This window comes from Paenibacillus sp. OK076 (genome assembly GCF_900110055.1).
Classification (GTDB): Bacteria; Bacillota; Bacilli; order Paenibacillales; family Paenibacillaceae; genus Paenibacillus.
Genome location: NZ_FOCH01000001.1, coordinates 2,836,851 through 2,853,421, shown reverse-complemented (window position 1 = coordinate 2,853,421; position 16,571 = coordinate 2,836,851). Strand labels below are relative to the sequence as shown.

Here is a 16,571-nt window from a genome sequence, read left to right as displayed (position 1 = left end):
TACAATTCAGCAGCGCAATTACTTCGAGCGGGTGATAGGGTGATAGGGATGAGAAGACTGGAGTCTGGTATGACAGTAGACAACGAAATATTTACCGATATTGTCAGGTATGAACACGAAACGATAAGCGAAACGACCATAACAAATTCGAATGTTGGTTCACCTATATTTTGGAGCTGTAACCTGCATCATCTTGTATTTAGTACCTGCGATCTTACAAATGCGAGATTTTTTGCCAGTAGTACGATTGATCATTGTACATTTATTCGTTCCGACTTGCGCTCTGTTGGCATTGCCAGGAACGAAGCTGTTTTCACCAATTGCGAATTCACCGCCTGCGATATGAGAGGCATGACATTGGAGAATGCTACGTTTATCGACTGTACTTTTTATAAATGTAGATTTAGTGACCGGATTTTACAAGCGGCGAATATCGTCAATTGTTCCTTTACCGGCAAGCTAGTAGATATTACGTTTGAGGGAGATGGCCAACAAAAGCTAATCGCCAATTTTGAAAACTGCATCCTTGATGGTGTTCGTTTTGTGGGCTGTGACCTGACGCAATGTATTCCGCCAAAATCAAAAAACCATTTGTATGTAGAACAGGTATCCTCACGTGTAAAAAATGCTTTGAAGAAGATAGACGATGACCCTAATCTATCTGACGATGATCGGAAAGTACTAGTACGCAATCTGCGCAAGCTTGAGCATATGGAACAATATATTTTTAACACGGCGCATATGAAGAAAATATATGGGGATGTTTTTGTTGAGCGATTTTTCAGCAGTCTGGAATAATGCGTAAACAACTCGGCCGCGGAAAAATGTTGAGGGACACGAACATATTCCCCTTGACGATTAGGTATAAATAGTCGAAGGTATTTTGATAAATATTTAATAATTTGATTATTTTTTTGCATAATTTTATCCTAGTCGTAAAAAATAAGTAAGGATAATATTCATGAACGCTCAGTGAAAGATATATATAAATAATTGGGAATTGCACGTAACAGGCTATTAGCTTAAAGGAGTGTTATAAAAATGAAAGCAGTTGTGATTAATCAGTATGGGAGTAAAGAAGAGTTAGTTGAGCAGGAAGTGAATAAACCAAGTGCAGAAGCCAATCAAGTGGTTGTAAAACTAGAGGCTACATCCATTAATCCAATCGATTGGAAATTAAGAGAGGGTTACTTGAAAGAAATGTTTGATTGGGAATTTCCTATTATCTTAGGTTGGGATGTAGCTGGAGTCATAACTGAAATTGGTTTAAACGTTACGAAGTGGAAAGTTGGGGACCGAGTATTCAGTCGTCCTGAAACAACTCGTTTTGGTACGTATGCTGAGTATACTGCAGTTGATGAGCACCTACTGGCAAAACTACCCGATTCAATCTCATATGAGGAGGCTGCGGCTGTACCTTTAGCTGGTTTAACAGCATGGCAGGCATTGTTTACTCATGGCCATTTAGAAGAAGGCGAAACTGTACTTATTCACGCTGGCGCTGGTGGTGTAGGTATTTATGCCATTCAATTAGCAAAGTATGCCGGCGCTCATGTTATTACAACAGCAAGTGAAAAAAATCATGAACTTCTCTATTCATTAGGTGCTGATCAAGTCATTGATTACAAAAAGGAAAACTTTGAAGAGATTCTAAAAGATATCGATTTAGTGTTCGACACGATGGGTGGAGAAGTAGCTGAGAATAGCTATAAGGTGCTTAAGCCAAATATCGGAAGACTGATTACCATTGTTGGTGAACCGAATCATGATATGGCTAAGTCTCACAATGTATCAGCAAAGGGGATTTGGCTACAACCAGATGGTGATCAATTGCAGAGAATGGCAGATCTGATGGAACAGAAAAAGATTAAGTCGATTGTAGGGGCAACATTCCCTTTTAGTAGACAGGGTATTTATGATGCACATGCTTTGAGTGAGACTCACCACGCTGTAGGTAAAATTGTCATTACATTTTAAAAAAGGAAAAAAACGATAAATATTAAAATAGTGTTGTGGGACAGGAACATGATCCCATTGAAAGTCGCTAATTTAGCGGCTTTTTTTAATTTTTTTCGGTATAGCAAGAATCAAAACTTTACCTAAAGAAACAACGTTAGAACATCTAAATTGAATGTGAATTACATAATGATTTAGAATAAATAATTTCAAGTTTAAAGTTGATGAATCATATAAATGTTGTATTTATGATTATAAAATTAGAGGAGATATTCAACGAAAGTATGTGAAAATTTAATTTTATTAGGACTTTTGTTAAAGGAAAAATCTTTGACATAAGCCCTGATGGGAGAAGGGAATGATGTTTGCATGAACAGCAAGGAAACCAACGATGCTTCGTACGAAAGTGTGACAGATGAGCAGCTTCAGGATCAGTTGAAATATTATAAAGAACGAGCTCCAGAGTATGATGACTGGTGGTACCGTCGAGGCACATTTAATCAAGGCGACGAAGCCAACCAAATTTGGTTCGATGAGATCCGTACGATTAAGGAAGCTTTTAAAGCTGAACATTTTCATGGTGACTTTCTTGAACTTGCGGCGGGGACGGGCACTTGGAGTAGTCTGTTTTTAAAAGATGCCCTTATATTGACCCTTGTAGACGGTTCCGAAGAAATGCTTTCGCATAATCCGGTGGCATCTGAACCCAATGTAAGAACGATCATTGCAGATCTTTTCAGTTGGTCTCCGGATCAGTTATACGATTCAGTTGCTTTTACTTTTTGGATATCTCATTTACCCAGAGAGAGACTGGCAAGCTTCTTCACCATGGTATCACGCTGTTTGAAGCCCGGAGGGAAAATGTTTTTTATCGATGATCGAGAAGTAGCAGGAACCCGTGAGTCCCATGTAGTGGGGACATCTGGGCAAACGATGGTTCGGAAGCTTAATAATGGTGATCATGCTACTATAGTGAAGAATTTCTTTGACGATAAAGAGATCGAGCAAATTGCTGCTAGTGTGGGAATTGAATTGCATGTCCACTGCACCCCTAAGTACTTTCAGTATGGGATAGGGTCCAAAACTGTCTAAAGCCAAAACTGTCTAAAGCAGCAATTATCTCATACTTAATGTAGAAATCACTGAACTAACGGAGCACTTAAGTTGAACAAATAAAGGAGCAGTATCGCCGGCGGCGACTGCTCCTTTATTACGCTAATAGGCTTTTGATGATCCTGTAGTGCTCATGCTTACCAAATTGGCCAAAAGAGCCAGCCCAGGAAACAACTTACCACCGATTGCCGTCGTTTGCCCTCCAAAGCCCTATCGTCGAGCAGATGTTTCCTCATAGCTTTGCAAGCCGGCGTCGCGCAAAGTTCTTCCGACATAACCCAACTCTCGACGTGCAGCGGCATCGTTGACGGTGAACTCACGCCCAATCATGCGTATCATCGAGCGTGAGATCGGCGGATCGCCGTCTTTCCGTGTGACGGCCCAGATCGTGTCGAACAGCCGGCCAATGGCAGAGACGAGCCAGTAGGACAGCGAACGCATCTTATCGATGGACAAGCCCTGCAAGTTCGCAAGCGAGGCGACAAACTCACGGAAAGTCTGCCCTTCCTGATCCTTGATAAAGTAGGCATGGCCGCCTTCTCCGTGTTCAAGAGCGCATTGTATGGCTTCAACCACATTGTCCACATGGCAGGTTGAAAAAGGGTAATCACCGCGGTCGATGAACGCGAACTGTCCAGATCTGACTGCTTCGGGAAGCGCTCGGCTAAACGGATCACCAGGCCCCCAGATAGCCGGTGGGCGAAGCGCGATCGTGCGAAAGCCGGGTTTATTGGCTGCCAGAACCAAAGAATCTGCCCGTGCCTTGCTCGCCAGATAGGCGGAGAAGTGATTCGGGAAAGTCGGCGCGCTTTCATCAGCGTCGCGGATAATCGTACCGCCGTTATCCATGTGGATCCCTGCCGCACTGATGTAGACGAATGTCTTCGCACGGGCGGACTCAGCTGCCTTCAGCAAAGCTGCGGTGCCATCGACGTTGGTACGGAAGAAGGGTTCGCGAGGCCCTGAAAAGCGGAAAAGGGCAGCCGCATGCACAACTGCATCGATCATCGGTAAAACGATTGGCGTGCTGCTTTCGAGATCGGCATCGACCGGCGTCGCACCCATGGCCTTGAGTTTGGCGTGAGCTGATACAGAGCGTGTGAAGGCGAAAATCTGGTGACCATCCTCCACGAGCTTTGGGATCAGGCGGCCACCGAGCAGGCCGGTGCCTCCCGTGACGAGAATTTTCAAAGTAAATCATCCTTTCGGTTCGGAATTCAGGATATTCCGCCTGGCGGCGCCGTGGATTGATGGTATAGCTCAACCGCCGCGCCTCCGGTCAAAACCAGACTAATGCCGAACAATCGATCATCGTACTGTAGAGCGCATTCTTCATAGAATTTTCTTTCTCTCCATCTTACGATTATTTATCTAGCGATCTTAGCGAAGTGCTCCAGCGTACGAACCAATTGGGCTGTATAAGACATTTCGTTATCGTACCAAGCTGCGGTTTTCACCAATTGATGGTCACCGACAGTCAGAACTTTCGTCTGGGTGGCGTCGAAAAGCGAACCGAATGTGATGCCTTTGATATCGGAAGATACAATTTCGTCTTCCGTGTAGCCGAACGTTTCTGGATCGGAAGCTTCTTTCATAGCAGCGTTAACTTGCTCAACTGTTACCTTTGTACTCAAAACGGCAACGAGTTCAGTAACAGAACCTGTTGGTACAGGTACACGTTGAGATGCCCCATCCAGTTTGCCCTTTAGTTCCGGGAGAACCAGACCAATGGCTTTTGCGGCACCGGTGGAGTAAGGCACGATGTTCTCCGCTGAGGCGCGCGCAGCTCGGAAATCGCCTTTTGGATCCGGAGCGTCAAGCGTGTTTTGGTTACCCGTGTAGGCGTGAACGGTCGTCATCAGCCCGGATTGGATACCAAACTTGTCGTGCAGAGCTTTAGCCATAGGGGCCAGGCAGTTGGTTGTGCAGGAAGCGCCGGAAATAACGGTTTCCGTTCCGTCCAGTGTGTCATGGTTTACATTGTAAACGATCGTTTTCATGTCGCCTGTAGCAGGGGCGGAAATGACGACTTTCTTCGCTCCGCCTTTCAGGTGAAGCTCGGCCTTCTCTTTCGTAGTGAAGAAGCCTGTACATTCGAGAACAATATCAACGCCAAGCTCTCCCCAAGGAAGTTCTTCAGGATTCCGCTTAGCCAAAACCTTAACCTCTTTGCCGTTTACTTTGAAGGCTCCGTCATTTACTTCGATGTCACCCTGAAAAGTACCTTGCGTCGTATCGTATTTGAGCAGATGAGCTAACATTTTAGCGTTCGTAAGGTCGTTAATCGCTACCACCTCGACGCCTTCCACATCTTGAATTCGGCGAAAAGCGATTCGTCCGATTCGTCCAAAACCGTTTATACCTACTTTTACAGTCATTGAAAAATCCCCCTATGAGTTTTATTTATTCCAATAAGCGAACGCTAGTGATGATATAAAAATGGGCCAGCGCTATTTCATTCTAGAATGGCCTGTTGTATAATATAAAAAGAAACCGATCGGTATTTTTATATTAGCATGATATTAGTGAATTGCAAGGCGAATTGAATAATTCATTTAAAACAAATGAAATAAAAAAAGGTTCATACGGAGGAACTCATGAAAAAAGGAGACAGAACACGGGAACATATCATTATGAAATCGGCTGAAATTTTTAACCAGAGAGGATATGCGGGTACATCGCTAAACGATATTATTGCCGACACAGGAATTAAGAAGGGGGGCATCTATCGACATTTTGCCAGTAAAGACGAGATAGCGCTTGAAGCCTACAATTATGCTGCCAGTATGGTCGCCAGTAAATTTTCTGAAGCGGTCGATCAAGAGCAGTCTGCGTCAGGAAAGTTGGTTGCTTTTTTTCGTGTTTATGAGAATGTCGTCCACGATCCCCCATTTATCGGCGGATGTCCCATGCAGAATACAGCTGTAGAAAGTGACGATACGCATTTGGAGCTTTGTGGTCAGGCAAGGCAAGGGATGCATAACTTCTTGGATATGATGAAAAGTATTATTCGTGACGGCATTCAAGCTGGGGAGTTCAGGGAGGATCTGGATGTGGATGCGCTAGCATCATTTGCATTTTCCTTGTTGGAGGGAGGGATTTTACTCAGCAAGTTGGATGGGGATAACAAGCACATGCTAATGAATAAAAAAATCTTCTCGTCCTATTTGCAGCAATGCTGCTTAAAGATCGGTTAATCTGTCTTATGCAATAGCCCGAACGGGTGGTTTTTTATATTTTTCACGCAGTTGTAAGAAAGAATGCTTTTTTGTTGCAGTAATGTCGAGGAACAAAAACATATTCCCATTGAAGTCGCTATTTTAGCGGCTTTTTTATGTTATCGGTACAAGTTCTTGTCCCGAGCTAAGGCTAAGAAATTGTACCATTGATGACAAGAACATGCTACAGTCTTCAGAGTTCACTGGATTCGTTAAAGGAAGTACGATCGCAGAAAAAAGAGTTATAACCGGGCTAAAGAACAGGGCATCTGCTAGGCCTGACAGACATCTGATGCAATTGACGATCTATTCATTAGTGCGAGTGACAACAAATGTTTTAGATTGTCATCAATAAATTGATTATCGGTACTGTTGATTCCACGACCGGCAAAATGGCCCCAGATCGATTGAATTGGTTTCAAGACAGCATTAGGTATACGCTTAGCTTCGTACTTATTATCGTCCGCTGTGCACCAAATGTTACATAAAAAAAACCAAAGTTCCGATCGGAACTTTGGTTTTTTTTATGTACTTGCGTGTAATAGAACAAGGAGAAGCTTGTACTACAATTCTCGAAGAAAAGACAGGGACACTTTCTAACGAGATCAACAAGATACATTACGTGCCCGGAACTTCAGGCTGCAAGTTTTCATGTTCCTCCAGCAGTCGTTTCAGCTTTTGGCGCTGCCGTTTTTCCTTCTGACGTCGCTCTCTGTCCTCGGACTGCAGTGCCTTGAGCAGGGAGAAACACATCCCGATAAGGACAACAGCGAACGGCAGAGCAGCAACTATGGAGGCCGTCTGAAGGCCGTTCAATCCACCACTGATCAGCAACACTACCGCAATAGCGGACTGCATGATTCCCCAAGTTAATTTCACTCTTGTACTCGGGTTCATCTTGCCATCTGTAGTCAGCATGCCAAGCACAAAGGTAGCCGAATCAGCCGACGTAATAAAGAAGATCATAATCAGGAGAGTAGCGATAAATGCTACGATCGTGCCTAAAGGCAACTGCTCCAACATAAGGAATAAAGCGGTTGTCGCATCTTCCTTGACGGCTTCCGCCAGATGGGATGCATTGAACAATTCCATGTGAAGTCCTGTTCCGCCGAAGACGGAGAACCAGACAAATCCGAAAAGGCTTGGAATAACCATGACGTAAATTACAAATTCCTTTATGGTTCTTCCTTTGGATACCCTTGCGATAAAAGTACCGACAAAGGGAGCCCAAGCGATCCACCATGCCCAGTAAAATAACGTCCATGTTCCAATCCAGGTTTCTCTTGAGAACGGCGTCAATCTCAAACTCATATTAATAATATTCTGCATATAACTGCCCAGGGTTGTTGTGAAGGTGTCAAATATAAAAGAAGTTGGTCCAGTTACCAACACAAACACCATCAACAGCACCGCTATAACGAGGTTGGTGTTGCTCAGAATCTTAATCCCTTTATCCAGTCCGGAGGTTGCCGAGATTAGAAACAGTACGGTTACAACTGAGATAATGACAACTTGGGTCATAACCGAGTTAGGAATACCGAATAAGTGATTCAGCCCCCCACCGATCTGAAGTGCACCCAATCCAAGCGAAGTCGCAACACCAAAGATGGTGGAGATAACCGCCAGAATATCAATGAACTTGCCAAGCCAGCCTGCGGCAAGACGCTCACCAATCAGAGGGATAAAGGTGGAACTGATCAGCCCTTTGTATCCTTTCCGGAACTGGAAGTAAGCAAGCGCTAAACCGATGACGGTATAGATCGCCCAAGGATGCAGCCCCCAGTGGAAAAAGGAATAACGCATGGAAAGTCTTGCTGCCTGCGCAGTTCCGGCTTCTGCTCCTTCCGGTGCAGATAAATAGTGGGACAGGGGCTCGGCAACTCCCCAGAAAACCAGTCCGATTCCCATACCAGCGCTAAACAGCATGGATAGCCAGGAAATCGTAGAATATTCCGGTTCATCATCGTCATCCCCTAGCCTGATCCCGCCAAATCGGCTGAATGCCAGATAGAAAGCAAAGATCAGGAAGAACAGTGTCGCTAACAAATAAAACCAGCCAAAATTGTGAATAGAGAAGTTGTAGGCAACGTTAGCCACATCCGCCAGCTGATCAGGGGCGACGGCCCCCCATATTGCAAACAGTGCAACGATGATAATTGTGATGGTAAATACCATGAAGAGACCTCCGTTATGTAATCTTCATCCAAATTTTCCTTAGTATGTGCTAGTCCAGCTAGTAATCATTCGGAAAGCCAGCTGTTGATAAAATAAAACAAACCGCCGTGTATTGAAACAGGTGTGGTAAAAGTCCTCTTTTTCAGAGGGAAGGATTTATCAATTTTCGATCTCCCTTAAGGAGAGGAAATGTTGAATAAAAAATGATAACAAGGGGGAGAGTAGGGAGAAAAAGGTGGAAGAGCCATGTACCGTGTATCCGTTTTTGTCATCAGTCTTTTATTGTTCTTTGGAGCAAATCATACAGTCGAAGCATCGGAAATTCCCACAGCTTCTCTCATAAATGATCTACAAAAAGGTGGTTACATCCTTTATGTCCGACATGGAGATGCAACAGTGGGAGTAGATCAACCAGATTTTAGTCTGACAGATTGCTCTACACAGAGGAATTTAAGTGCGGTTGGAAAGGAACAGGCAGAGAAGTATGGTCATGCTATTCGGAAACTAAATATCCCTGTCCACTTCCCCGTGAAAGCAAGCCCCCTTTGTCGAACTCTCCAAACTGCTCAGATTGCTTTTGGTGCACAAAATGTTAAAGAAAATACATTTTGGTTAAACATATATAAACTCAGTCAAAATCTGGACACGGAAAATATAAACAGCACAATTCAAGCATTTACAAATGAAGTGGAGCAAACCGCTTCAACGAATTCGAACAGGCTTATTGTAGCTCACTCTTTTCCTAGCGGTCTGGGATTAGGAGAACTCTCGAGTATGGAGACAGTCATTATTAAACCACTGGGAGACCATAAAGGGTATCAAGTTGTTGGAAAATTGAAATTAGAAGATGTTTTACAGCAAGCTGGAATGTCTTAGATGTCGAGGGACAAGAAGAACATATTCTCATTCAAGTCGCTATTTTGGCGGCTTTTTTTATCGTTTCCTGATGGAAGGGCAAGAACTAAATCAAATGATTTAAATGAGCTTGGGCCTACAATAGTTAGTGAGGGAGAGAAGGGCTAACTCTTGTAGAGTTAAGTTAAATAAAACCATCCTCTTTGAAAAAGGAAGTAATATTTTTGACTGCGTGGTCAATAACTGATATATTAATTGCATGAGCAGACCAAGAGAATTTGATGTCGATCGTGTATTACACCAGTCTATGGAAGTGTTCTGGAATCAAGGCTTCAAAGCAACTTCTTATGAGGACCTTACGCGTACTACAGGAGTCAAAAAGCAAAGTTTATACTGTGTTTTTAAAGACAAACGATCGTTGTTCCTGAAGGCGTTGGCACTCTACCGTGAACAGGTCATAGCGAAACTGAAGGAGATTGAAGCGCTGGATTCGTCACCCGGTGATAAACTGGATGCCTTACGGTATTCACTTTTAGATGGTGAAAAAGGCTGCCAAGGGTGTCTACTTGTGAATGCATCACTCGAATTCGGAACAGATGACGAGCAGGTCACACGCGAAGCTGAGCTCATGGCAGAAGAGATTCAACTGATATTAGAGAAAATCATAAGCAGTGGCCAGAAACAGCAGTTAATTTCCAACCGGTTTACGAGTATAGAGCTTGCATCTTATCTATATAACACCATTCTTGGTGTGAGAGTTATGGAGAAATCAGGTTCATCCCGTGAACAGATCGAGACGGTTCTGCGTACTTCATTTGGCATGATCATGTCTTGATCTTTTTTTTGTGAAATTCTTGACTACGAAGTCAAAAATAATGGAAGGCGGAATAATACACCACGAAACCTTGAAGGAGGTGGGGCTTTTCGATAAAAATCGTGTATTGATTCATTTGGAAGTAACGTCTAGCTGTTAACCAGGTTTGTAGCTGTTTAACATCTCCTAGGTCAATTTATATAAAACGAAATATGTGGAGGTTATTATGAATTATTCTCAATCCGTAGAAGCATTGTTCCAACCTATAGAGTTAGGTCACCTGAAGTTATCCAATCGAATCGTAATGGCGCCGATGACGCGTCAGTTTTCTCCGGACGGTATCCCGGGTTCGAATGTTGCGGGCTATTACCGCCGCAGGGCAGAGAACGCAGTGGGGCTTATTGTAACGGAAGGGACAATAATTAATCACCCGGATGCATCCAATCAAGCCAATGTACCGCACTTTTATGGGGAAGCTGCAATGAATGGCTGGGCACATGTTGTATCTGAAGTACACGAAGCTGGCGGTCGAATTATTCCACAGATCTGGCATATGGGAGCCAAAGGTCATGTTAATGATTATTCGGAAGCTGAGATTGCTACAATCGTTCAGGAATTCGCAAAAGCAGCCTCGGAAGCGAAACGTGTTGGGTTCGATGGTGTTGAAATCCATGGAGCACACGGCTATCTGATCGACCAATTCCTGTATGAGAAAACCAACTCTCGTACGGATCGTTATGGTGGAGATATGATGGCTCGCACACGTTTTGCAGTTGAAGTGATCGAGGCTTGCCGTGAAGTAGTGGGACCGGAATTCCCGATTGTACTGCGTTTATCTCAGTGGAAAACAGATGATTATCAGGCTAAATTGGCTGAAACACCGGAATTACTGGAGCAGCTTCTCGCACCGTTGGTTCAAGCTGGAGTCGATATCTTCCACTGTTCCACACGCCGTTTCTGGGAGCCGGAATTCGAAGGATCTGATCTGAATTTTGCTGGATGGACCAAAAAACTGACTGGCAAACCGACAATCACCGTTGGATCGATTGGTCTTGATGGTGACTTTACAAGTCTGTTCACAGAGGGTAAAGGCGCAAGTAACGTCGGTATCGATGGATTGGTACAGCGACTTCAGAATAATGAGTTTGATCTGGTTGCTGTAGGACGTGCTCTTCTGGTCGACCCTGAATGGGCTAAGAAAATTCAAGATGGACGTACCGATGATCTGGTTCCATTTACAAGAGAAGCGATGACTGTACTTACTTAATTGCAGTTATACTCATTAGGAATACGTGTCTTTATAAAGAAAAGCAGTAACAGACCAATGTAGCGATTGGCCTGACCTCATTACGTGAGACAAATCAAAACACCTTCAAGACAATGAAACCTTATCGTAAAATAAGGAAATTATCTTGGGGGTGTTTTTGTAATGGCAACCAGAGTGAGTTATCCCATGAAATTAAAGATGAATGTCGAGGGACAAGAACTTGTACCGATTGTCGGAAGGGACAAGAACATAGATTAACTACCGATTAGTTAAGCTCTAAATAAACATGATGTAGTAAATCTCAATAGGTAGCGTCTTCCTTGGCTTTATCATCATGATACAACCAATGGAGTGATACGCAGCAACAGCTGGCCTGACTTAACATCACTCGTCCCCGCCCGGACTTAAATTAGATCCACGAAGCTGCGTCCAAAAGCTTATTTTTATGGCACCATAGCTATAATAACTGATTGAGCTTGCTTTCAGGCTCTTCACCATTTTCTACACGTTTTATATTCTTGATAAAGAAATCATATCTTTTTTCATGAAATTTTCGACCATTAGGCATTCCTGCTGTATGGGGAGTAAGTATCACATTACTCAGATTCCTGAGCTCACTATTAATAGGAAGTGGTTCAGATTCAAACACGTCCAGGCATGCGCCTGAAATATCCCCGTTTTTTAATGCATCAATCAAGTCTCTTTCGTTGACAATCCCGCCGCGCGATGTATTGATAAAAAGAGTGGTATTCTTCATTTTCTTGAATGCAGCTTTGTTGATCAGCTGTTTGGTTTGTTGATTCAAGGGTACATGTACACTGACTATGTCAGATGTGCTAATAAGAGTATCGAAATCCGCCATTTTCACAGAATCGTCCGATTGTGCATTGGCATCTCTCGCATAAGCCAGCACATTCATATCAAAGACCCTGCAAAACGCAGCTACTTTTTTTCCGATAGCGCCCAAACCGATAATCCCCATCGTTTTGCCTTTTAATTCACTCCCTGTATAGTCCAATTGATTTTCATCCATCTTGTTTTTCATGAAAGAATCAAGAAACGGTATGTTTTTATAGTATGATAACATCAGTGCCATTACGTGCTCGGCCACTGCCTGTGCATTCACTCCTGCAGCATTGGCCACCCAAATGCCGAATTGTGTACAAGTAGGGACATCTACATTATCAAACCCTGCACCCGTCTGTACCAATTTTAATTTTTTTGCGATAGAAAGCAGGCTGTGATCTATTTTAATATGTTCAGGGATGATTACATGGCAATCTTCGATATGATGCAGCATTTCTTCTCCGGGCGGGACAACTACAACCTTCCATTCTTGCGGAAAACACCTCGCAATATTTGATTTTGAGGTCTCGTTAAAATAGCCAACTATTAGAATCTTCATTGGTAAACCACCTTTCATAGCCTATACCATTCTTCTACCATTCTTTGAATAAAACTTATAACCAATATACGCAGCATCAAACTGTAGCTCACCGTCCATTGGAAAATCAAGATTCATACTCTTTGATTTTATGGCTGTATTTCCCATTTATCAACTGATTCTTCTACGATGAATGCTTTCGGTCCTTTTATGTGTATCCTGTACCTTGGCCAACGATGGCTGGAATAATATGAAAGCCGCCAAACACCGGCCCCTTAGCCCCAGCAGTTCCGTTTAAGCAGGAACCGATAACACCCGCAATTACGTTCCCAAGTACAACCGACCGGTAAGTCCCGCCCTATCAAGTTGCCGCTTAACCAGCCAATAAGTCCACCAACAATGAGTACCCAGAGCAGATCCATGGATTGTTCTCCTTTCTTCGGGTTTATTACAAGTTATGTAGGCTAGTGAAATGTACCTCATCTTCAAGTTGGTGGAGGAATCTAAAGTGTCTGTGCTAAGATGAGGGTGAATTATGATTCAAGCTGGGGAACAAGGCTAGATAGGGGTGTACATTTGAAGAAAATCCTAGTCATTGATGATGAAATCGCAATTCGAGATTTAATTGAGCTCGTACTGAGAAGAGAAAACTACGTCGTTCAAACGGCTGAAAACGGTAAAATAGCCCTGCAGCTGCTGGATACTTTTGGGCCGGACCTGGTGGTGCTTGACTTGATGCTCCCTGACTGCTCCGGATATGACCTGTGCAAAGAAATAACCGGAAAACGTACCGTTCCTGTGATCATGCTCTCTGCCAAAAATGAGGTAATCGACAAGGTGCTGGGACTAGAGCTAGGGGCGGAAGATTACATGACCAAACCCTTTGATAATCGCGAATTGCTCGCTCGGATCAAAGTGATTCTGAGAAGAAACGAGAGCAAGGAGGAATCAAGTGAAGGAACAGAGGTGACATCTACACGCATCATTCATGAAGAGCTTACTTTTGACCTGGAGAGCCGGAGAGTGCTGAAAAATGATGTTCCCGTCTCTTTAACGGCCAAAGAGTTTAAAATTCTGGAAACGTTACTCAAAAGACCAGACAAAATCTTTACCCGGGATGAACTGCTGCAGATCGGATGGGGATATGACTTTATGGGAGACAGCCGCAGTGTGGATATGACCATCATGCGATTACGGAAGAAGCTGGAGGATAACGCGGACGAACCGAAGTATGTCAGGACGATCTATGGATTTGGCTATCAACTTGGAGGTGGCGAGGCCTGAAGTATGCAACCCGGTTACTGCTGAATTATTTATTTTTCTCCGTGTTGTCTTTTGGCATCATCATTTTTGCGGTAAATAAAGCTATTGATTACTACAGCTTCGTTACCATTGAGAAACAGATGATGGAGAAGGCAGATCTATCCGAGTTGTCCTTCCGTGAGGTGTTGGCACAGCATAGGTCATCGTCAGGAGAGCCCCAGACCAAGGAAATTGTCAGACTTGCTCTGGAGAAGCTGAAAGCTTCAGGCAAGGAAGTACGTATCTATGACAGCTCCAAGCACTTGCTGGGCTTGGCTGTGGATGGCATCATCATTAATGATGGCAAGCCTCTTATTTTTGAAAAGAATATTGATAAAGCCCTGAGCGGCAGTTACGCCTACACCGTCACGGAAGATCATTTGCTTTATTTTGCGACTCCCATTCAGGATCAATTCTACGAAAACGCTTATGTGTATGAGTTCGTGGAGGACATTTCCTACTTTTATGCGATCATGGATCAAATCCGTTATATCCTGTTTGTAGGTGCAGGCGGATTTATTGTGCTGATTACGTTATCCAGTCTATGGATTGCCCGCAACACAACCAAGCCGATTAAGATACTGCTTAGCGCTGCGCAAAGTTTCTCCAGACAGGAGTTTCGGAGAGTTCATCTCAAACGGAAGGATGAGCTGGGCATGCTGGCAGATGGGCTGGATTCGATGGGGCGACAGCTTCATGATTACATTCAGTACCAGAAACAATTTGTCTCCAACGTCTCTCACGAGTTAAAAACACCCTTGGCAGCCATTCGTGGTTTCTCTCAATACTTGGTGGAAGGGGAGACTGAGAACAAGGAGCTTCAAAAAATCTATGCTCATCTGCTGCAGGAATCGGATCGGCTCACCCGCTTGATTAATGAACTGTTATTACTATCCCGATTCGATAAGGCTGGTGCTAACGATTTGGAAGTCGAGAAGACGGAAATGAACGAACTGATTCAGCAAGTCGCAATGAATATGGGAGCCAAGGCTAAGGGTAAAGGGATAGAGATCAGAGTTAGTCAGGCGGAGGAAGAAACGGATGATGAGGGTACGGCGAGAGTTCATGCCAACGTAAATCCAATGCTGATGTCCCATGCGATCGCCAATCTTATGGACAATGCCATCAAATATTCAGGCAGTCCATCGCTGATCGAATTGAGGTTGGAACATACGCCAAGCGAAGTAGTTATACGGATATGTGATCAAGGCATAGGCATTGCGGGCGATGAGCTGGAGCGAGTGCAGGAACGTTTTTACCGGGCGAAAAATGCAAGCACAGCAAATGGTTCAGGTCTTGGACTTTCCATTTGCAAAGAGATCGTAGAGCGGTTTAATGGATATATCGACATCGAAAGTCAACTGGGAAAAGGGACGACCGTTACAATTGTTTTGCCTCGTGCGTAGCCCTGCATCTAAATCCAAGCCTAAATAAGTAACGTTACAAGATTGGTACATTTCTGTTATGAGACTAACAAATGTTTTATTTATAATCACTTCATAAGAACAAATCACACATTTTATGGAGGGATCATGATGAAATTAACAATGAAAGCTGCAGGTTTTATACTGCTGAGTATTTTACTAACGATGGCACTAACGGGCTGTCAGTCCGGTGGTGCCAAGTCGCCAGAAGCGGCTCAGAACTCGGCTGGAAAAAACACGTCGAACGAACAGGCCAGAGGGGAAGGAACATCAAATTCTAATGCGCCTGCTTCAGAAAATTCGGAAGGACAGAGTGCTGAAGCTATTAAGGAAGGTTCGATGGAAAAGGAAGGCAATGTGGTGCTGAAGGAGCTTGCTTTTGTCTATAATGAGCAAACCATTGCGATTTCGGATACAGCGAATGAAGATCAGATGGAACAGATGCTGGGCAAACCGGAGAACCTGAAATCTCATACGTACACTGCCGACGATGGAACAAACATGGATACGTTAATCGGTTTTACAGAAAAGGTTTATACGTATCCTGGTCTGGAGATTAAAACCATCAGTATACCGGAGGGGAAACAAGACTCCATCTTTCATATCGAAATTACGGATCCTAAGTACGCGACAGTGAGAAACATTAAAGCAGGAGATAGCCTCGATACACTCAAAAATGCCTATCCTGAGGGGAAACTGCTTGGTGATGGGGCCCCTAATGAGGAGGATGACTTCCGTTACGAGCCATCCAATTATGTGGATGTGATGTCGTTTCATATCAAGGATGCCAAGGTGGAGAGCATACAGATCTATAGCCTTCTGGACTAATATTTAGTTAGCGATGTTGGTAAGCCATTCATATGGGGTGACCATTTATGGCATAAGGATCCCTTTAAATAAGGCAATTCTGAAATAGGCTTACGACCGATTCCAAAAATTTCTACATGGGAATCGGTCGTTTAAATTTAGAATTGATAATGTAGTTCATCGGCAGCAACTCTTATCGAAGGACAAGAACATAGGTAAATAGGTAAGTTCTGGTGACCTCAAATCCGATCGGTTA

Annotated in this window: 14 protein-coding genes and 2 pseudogenes; 10 read left to right on the top strand and 6 right to left on the bottom strand. The window is 43.7% G+C overall.

Annotation, left to right across the window (positions count from 1 at the left end; all coding sequences use genetic code 11):
- Window positions 1-48: 48 nt before the first annotated feature.
- The 3 genes from BMY78_RS12605 (at window position 49) to BMY78_RS12595 (ending at window position 3,048) form a co-directional block, all read left to right on the top strand.
- Entirely contained in the window at window positions 49-798 is a 750-nt protein-coding gene (locus BMY78_RS12605; protein WP_090898864.1) for a pentapeptide repeat-containing protein, read from the top strand.
- A gap of 243 nt (window positions 799-1,041) precedes the next feature.
- Entirely contained in the window at window positions 1,042-1,977 is a 936-nt protein-coding gene (locus BMY78_RS12600; protein WP_090898862.1) for an NADP-dependent oxidoreductase, read from the top strand.
- Window positions 1,978-2,325: 348 nt separating this feature from the next.
- Window positions 2,326-3,048 (top strand): class I SAM-dependent methyltransferase, encoded by a 723-nt coding sequence (locus BMY78_RS12595; protein WP_177185724.1) that lies wholly within the window; start codon window positions 2,326-2,328, stop codon window positions 3,046-3,048.
- 231 nt (window positions 3,049-3,279) lie between these two features.
- Here BMY78_RS12595 and BMY78_RS12590 read toward each other — a convergent pair whose 3' ends face one another.
- Both BMY78_RS12590 and gap read right to left on the bottom strand, forming a co-directional pair.
- A complete protein-coding gene (locus BMY78_RS12590) occupies window positions 3,280-4,260 on the bottom strand; it encodes an NAD-dependent epimerase/dehydratase family protein (protein ID WP_090898856.1) in 981 nt (326 codons plus the stop codon).
- 176 nt (window positions 4,261-4,436) lie between these two features.
- Window positions 4,437-5,447, bottom strand: a complete 1,011-nt coding sequence (gap, locus tag BMY78_RS12585; RefSeq protein ID WP_090898853.1) for a type I glyceraldehyde-3-phosphate dehydrogenase — start codon at window positions 5,445-5,447, stop codon at window positions 4,437-4,439.
- A gap of 255 nt (window positions 5,448-5,702) precedes the next feature.
- Here gap and BMY78_RS12580 point away from each other — a divergent pair, with 255 nt between their 5' ends.
- Window positions 5,703-6,266: a TetR/AcrR family transcriptional regulator gene (locus tag BMY78_RS12580; protein WP_306459211.1), complete on the top strand. Its 564-nt coding sequence runs from the start codon at window positions 5,703-5,705 to the stop codon at window positions 6,264-6,266.
- A gap of 293 nt (window positions 6,267-6,559) precedes the next feature.
- Here BMY78_RS12580 and BMY78_RS33270 read toward each other — a convergent pair.
- Window positions 6,560-6,769, bottom strand: a pseudogene (locus BMY78_RS33270) (hypothetical protein); the annotation flags it as partial.
- A 136-nt stretch (window positions 6,770-6,905) separates the two neighbouring features.
- Window positions 6,906-8,462: a glycine betaine uptake BCCT transporter gene (locus BMY78_RS12570; protein WP_090898846.1), complete on the bottom strand. Its 1,557-nt coding sequence runs from the start codon at window positions 8,460-8,462 to the stop codon at window positions 6,906-6,908.
- A 246-nt stretch (window positions 8,463-8,708) separates the two neighbouring features.
- Here BMY78_RS12570 and BMY78_RS12565 point away from each other — a divergent pair, with 246 nt between their 5' ends.
- From BMY78_RS12565 to BMY78_RS12555, 3 genes are all read left to right on the top strand, one after another.
- Entirely contained in the window at window positions 8,709-9,338 is a 630-nt protein-coding gene (locus tag BMY78_RS12565) for a histidine phosphatase family protein (protein ID WP_090898843.1), read from the top strand.
- Between the two features lie 238 nt (window positions 9,339-9,576).
- Window positions 9,577-10,152, top strand: a complete 576-nt coding sequence (locus BMY78_RS12560; protein ID WP_090898840.1) for a TetR/AcrR family transcriptional regulator — start codon at window positions 9,577-9,579, stop codon at window positions 10,150-10,152.
- Window positions 10,153-10,357: 205 nt separating this feature from the next.
- Window positions 10,358-11,398, top strand: coding sequence for an NADH:flavin oxidoreductase (locus BMY78_RS12555; protein WP_177185723.1), 1,041 nt, complete (start codon window positions 10,358-10,360; stop codon window positions 11,396-11,398).
- 457 nt (window positions 11,399-11,855) lie between these two features.
- On the opposite strand, the gene BMY78_RS12550 is transcribed toward BMY78_RS12555, so the two are convergent.
- Both BMY78_RS12550 and BMY78_RS12545 read right to left on the bottom strand, forming a co-directional pair.
- Window positions 11,856-12,803, bottom strand: coding sequence for an NAD(P)-dependent oxidoreductase (locus BMY78_RS12550; RefSeq protein WP_090898837.1), 948 nt, complete (start codon window positions 12,801-12,803; stop codon window positions 11,856-11,858).
- Between the two features lie 187 nt (window positions 12,804-12,990).
- Window positions 12,991-13,204: pseudogene (locus BMY78_RS12545) on the bottom strand (GlsB/YeaQ/YmgE family stress response membrane protein).
- Between the two features lie 154 nt (window positions 13,205-13,358).
- On the opposite strand from BMY78_RS12545, the gene BMY78_RS12540 reads away from it, so the two are divergent.
- The 3 genes from BMY78_RS12540 (at window position 13,359) to BMY78_RS12530 (ending at window position 16,336) form a co-directional block, all read left to right on the top strand.
- On the top strand, window positions 13,359-14,066 hold the full coding sequence (locus BMY78_RS12540; RefSeq protein ID WP_090898835.1) for a response regulator transcription factor: 708 nt from the start codon (window positions 13,359-13,361) through the stop codon (window positions 14,064-14,066).
- Between the two features lie 119 nt (window positions 14,067-14,185).
- A complete protein-coding gene (locus tag BMY78_RS12535) occupies window positions 14,186-15,490 on the top strand; it encodes a sensor histidine kinase (RefSeq protein WP_256222081.1) in 1,305 nt (434 codons plus the stop codon).
- Between the two features lie 126 nt (window positions 15,491-15,616).
- Window positions 15,617-16,336, top strand: coding sequence for a hypothetical protein (locus BMY78_RS12530; RefSeq protein ID WP_090898828.1), 720 nt, complete (start codon window positions 15,617-15,619; stop codon window positions 16,334-16,336).
- The last annotated feature ends 235 nt before the right edge of the window (window positions 16,337-16,571 follow it).

What these genes read in the sequence shown, in the direction of transcription:
- BMY78_RS12535 (WP_256222081.1), top strand. Translation starts at nt 14,186, where the DNA reads ATGATGGAGAAGGCAGATCTATCCGAGTTGTCCTTCCGTGAGGTGTTG.
- gap (WP_090898853.1), bottom strand. Translation starts at nt 5,447, where the DNA reads ATGACTGTAAAAGTAGGTATAAACGGTTTTGGACGAATCGGACGAATC.
- BMY78_RS12565 (WP_090898843.1), top strand. Translation starts at nt 8,709, where the DNA reads ATGTACCGTGTATCCGTTTTTGTCATCAGTCTTTTATTGTTCTTTGGA.
- BMY78_RS12600 (WP_090898862.1), top strand. Translation starts at nt 1,042, where the DNA reads ATGAAAGCAGTTGTGATTAATCAGTATGGGAGTAAAGAAGAGTTAGTT.
- BMY78_RS12595 (WP_177185724.1), top strand. Translation starts at nt 2,326, where the DNA reads ATGAACAGCAAGGAAACCAACGATGCTTCGTACGAAAGTGTGACAGAT.
- BMY78_RS12560 (WP_090898840.1), top strand. Translation starts at nt 9,577, where the DNA reads ATGAGCAGACCAAGAGAATTTGATGTCGATCGTGTATTACACCAGTCT.
- BMY78_RS12605 (WP_090898864.1), top strand. Translation starts at nt 49, where the DNA reads ATGAGAAGACTGGAGTCTGGTATGACAGTAGACAACGAAATATTTACC.
- BMY78_RS12580 (WP_306459211.1), top strand. Translation starts at nt 5,703, where the DNA reads ATGAAATCGGCTGAAATTTTTAACCAGAGAGGATATGCGGGTACATCG.
- BMY78_RS12555 (WP_177185723.1), top strand. Translation starts at nt 10,358, where the DNA reads ATGAATTATTCTCAATCCGTAGAAGCATTGTTCCAACCTATAGAGTTA.
- BMY78_RS12530 (WP_090898828.1), top strand. Translation starts at nt 15,617, where the DNA reads ATGATGAAATTAACAATGAAAGCTGCAGGTTTTATACTGCTGAGTATT.
- BMY78_RS12570 (WP_090898846.1), bottom strand. Translation starts at nt 8,462, where the DNA reads ATGGTATTTACCATCACAATTATCATCGTTGCACTGTTTGCAATATGG.
- BMY78_RS12550 (WP_090898837.1), bottom strand. Translation starts at nt 12,803, where the DNA reads ATGAAGATTCTAATAGTTGGCTATTTTAACGAGACCTCAAAATCAAAT.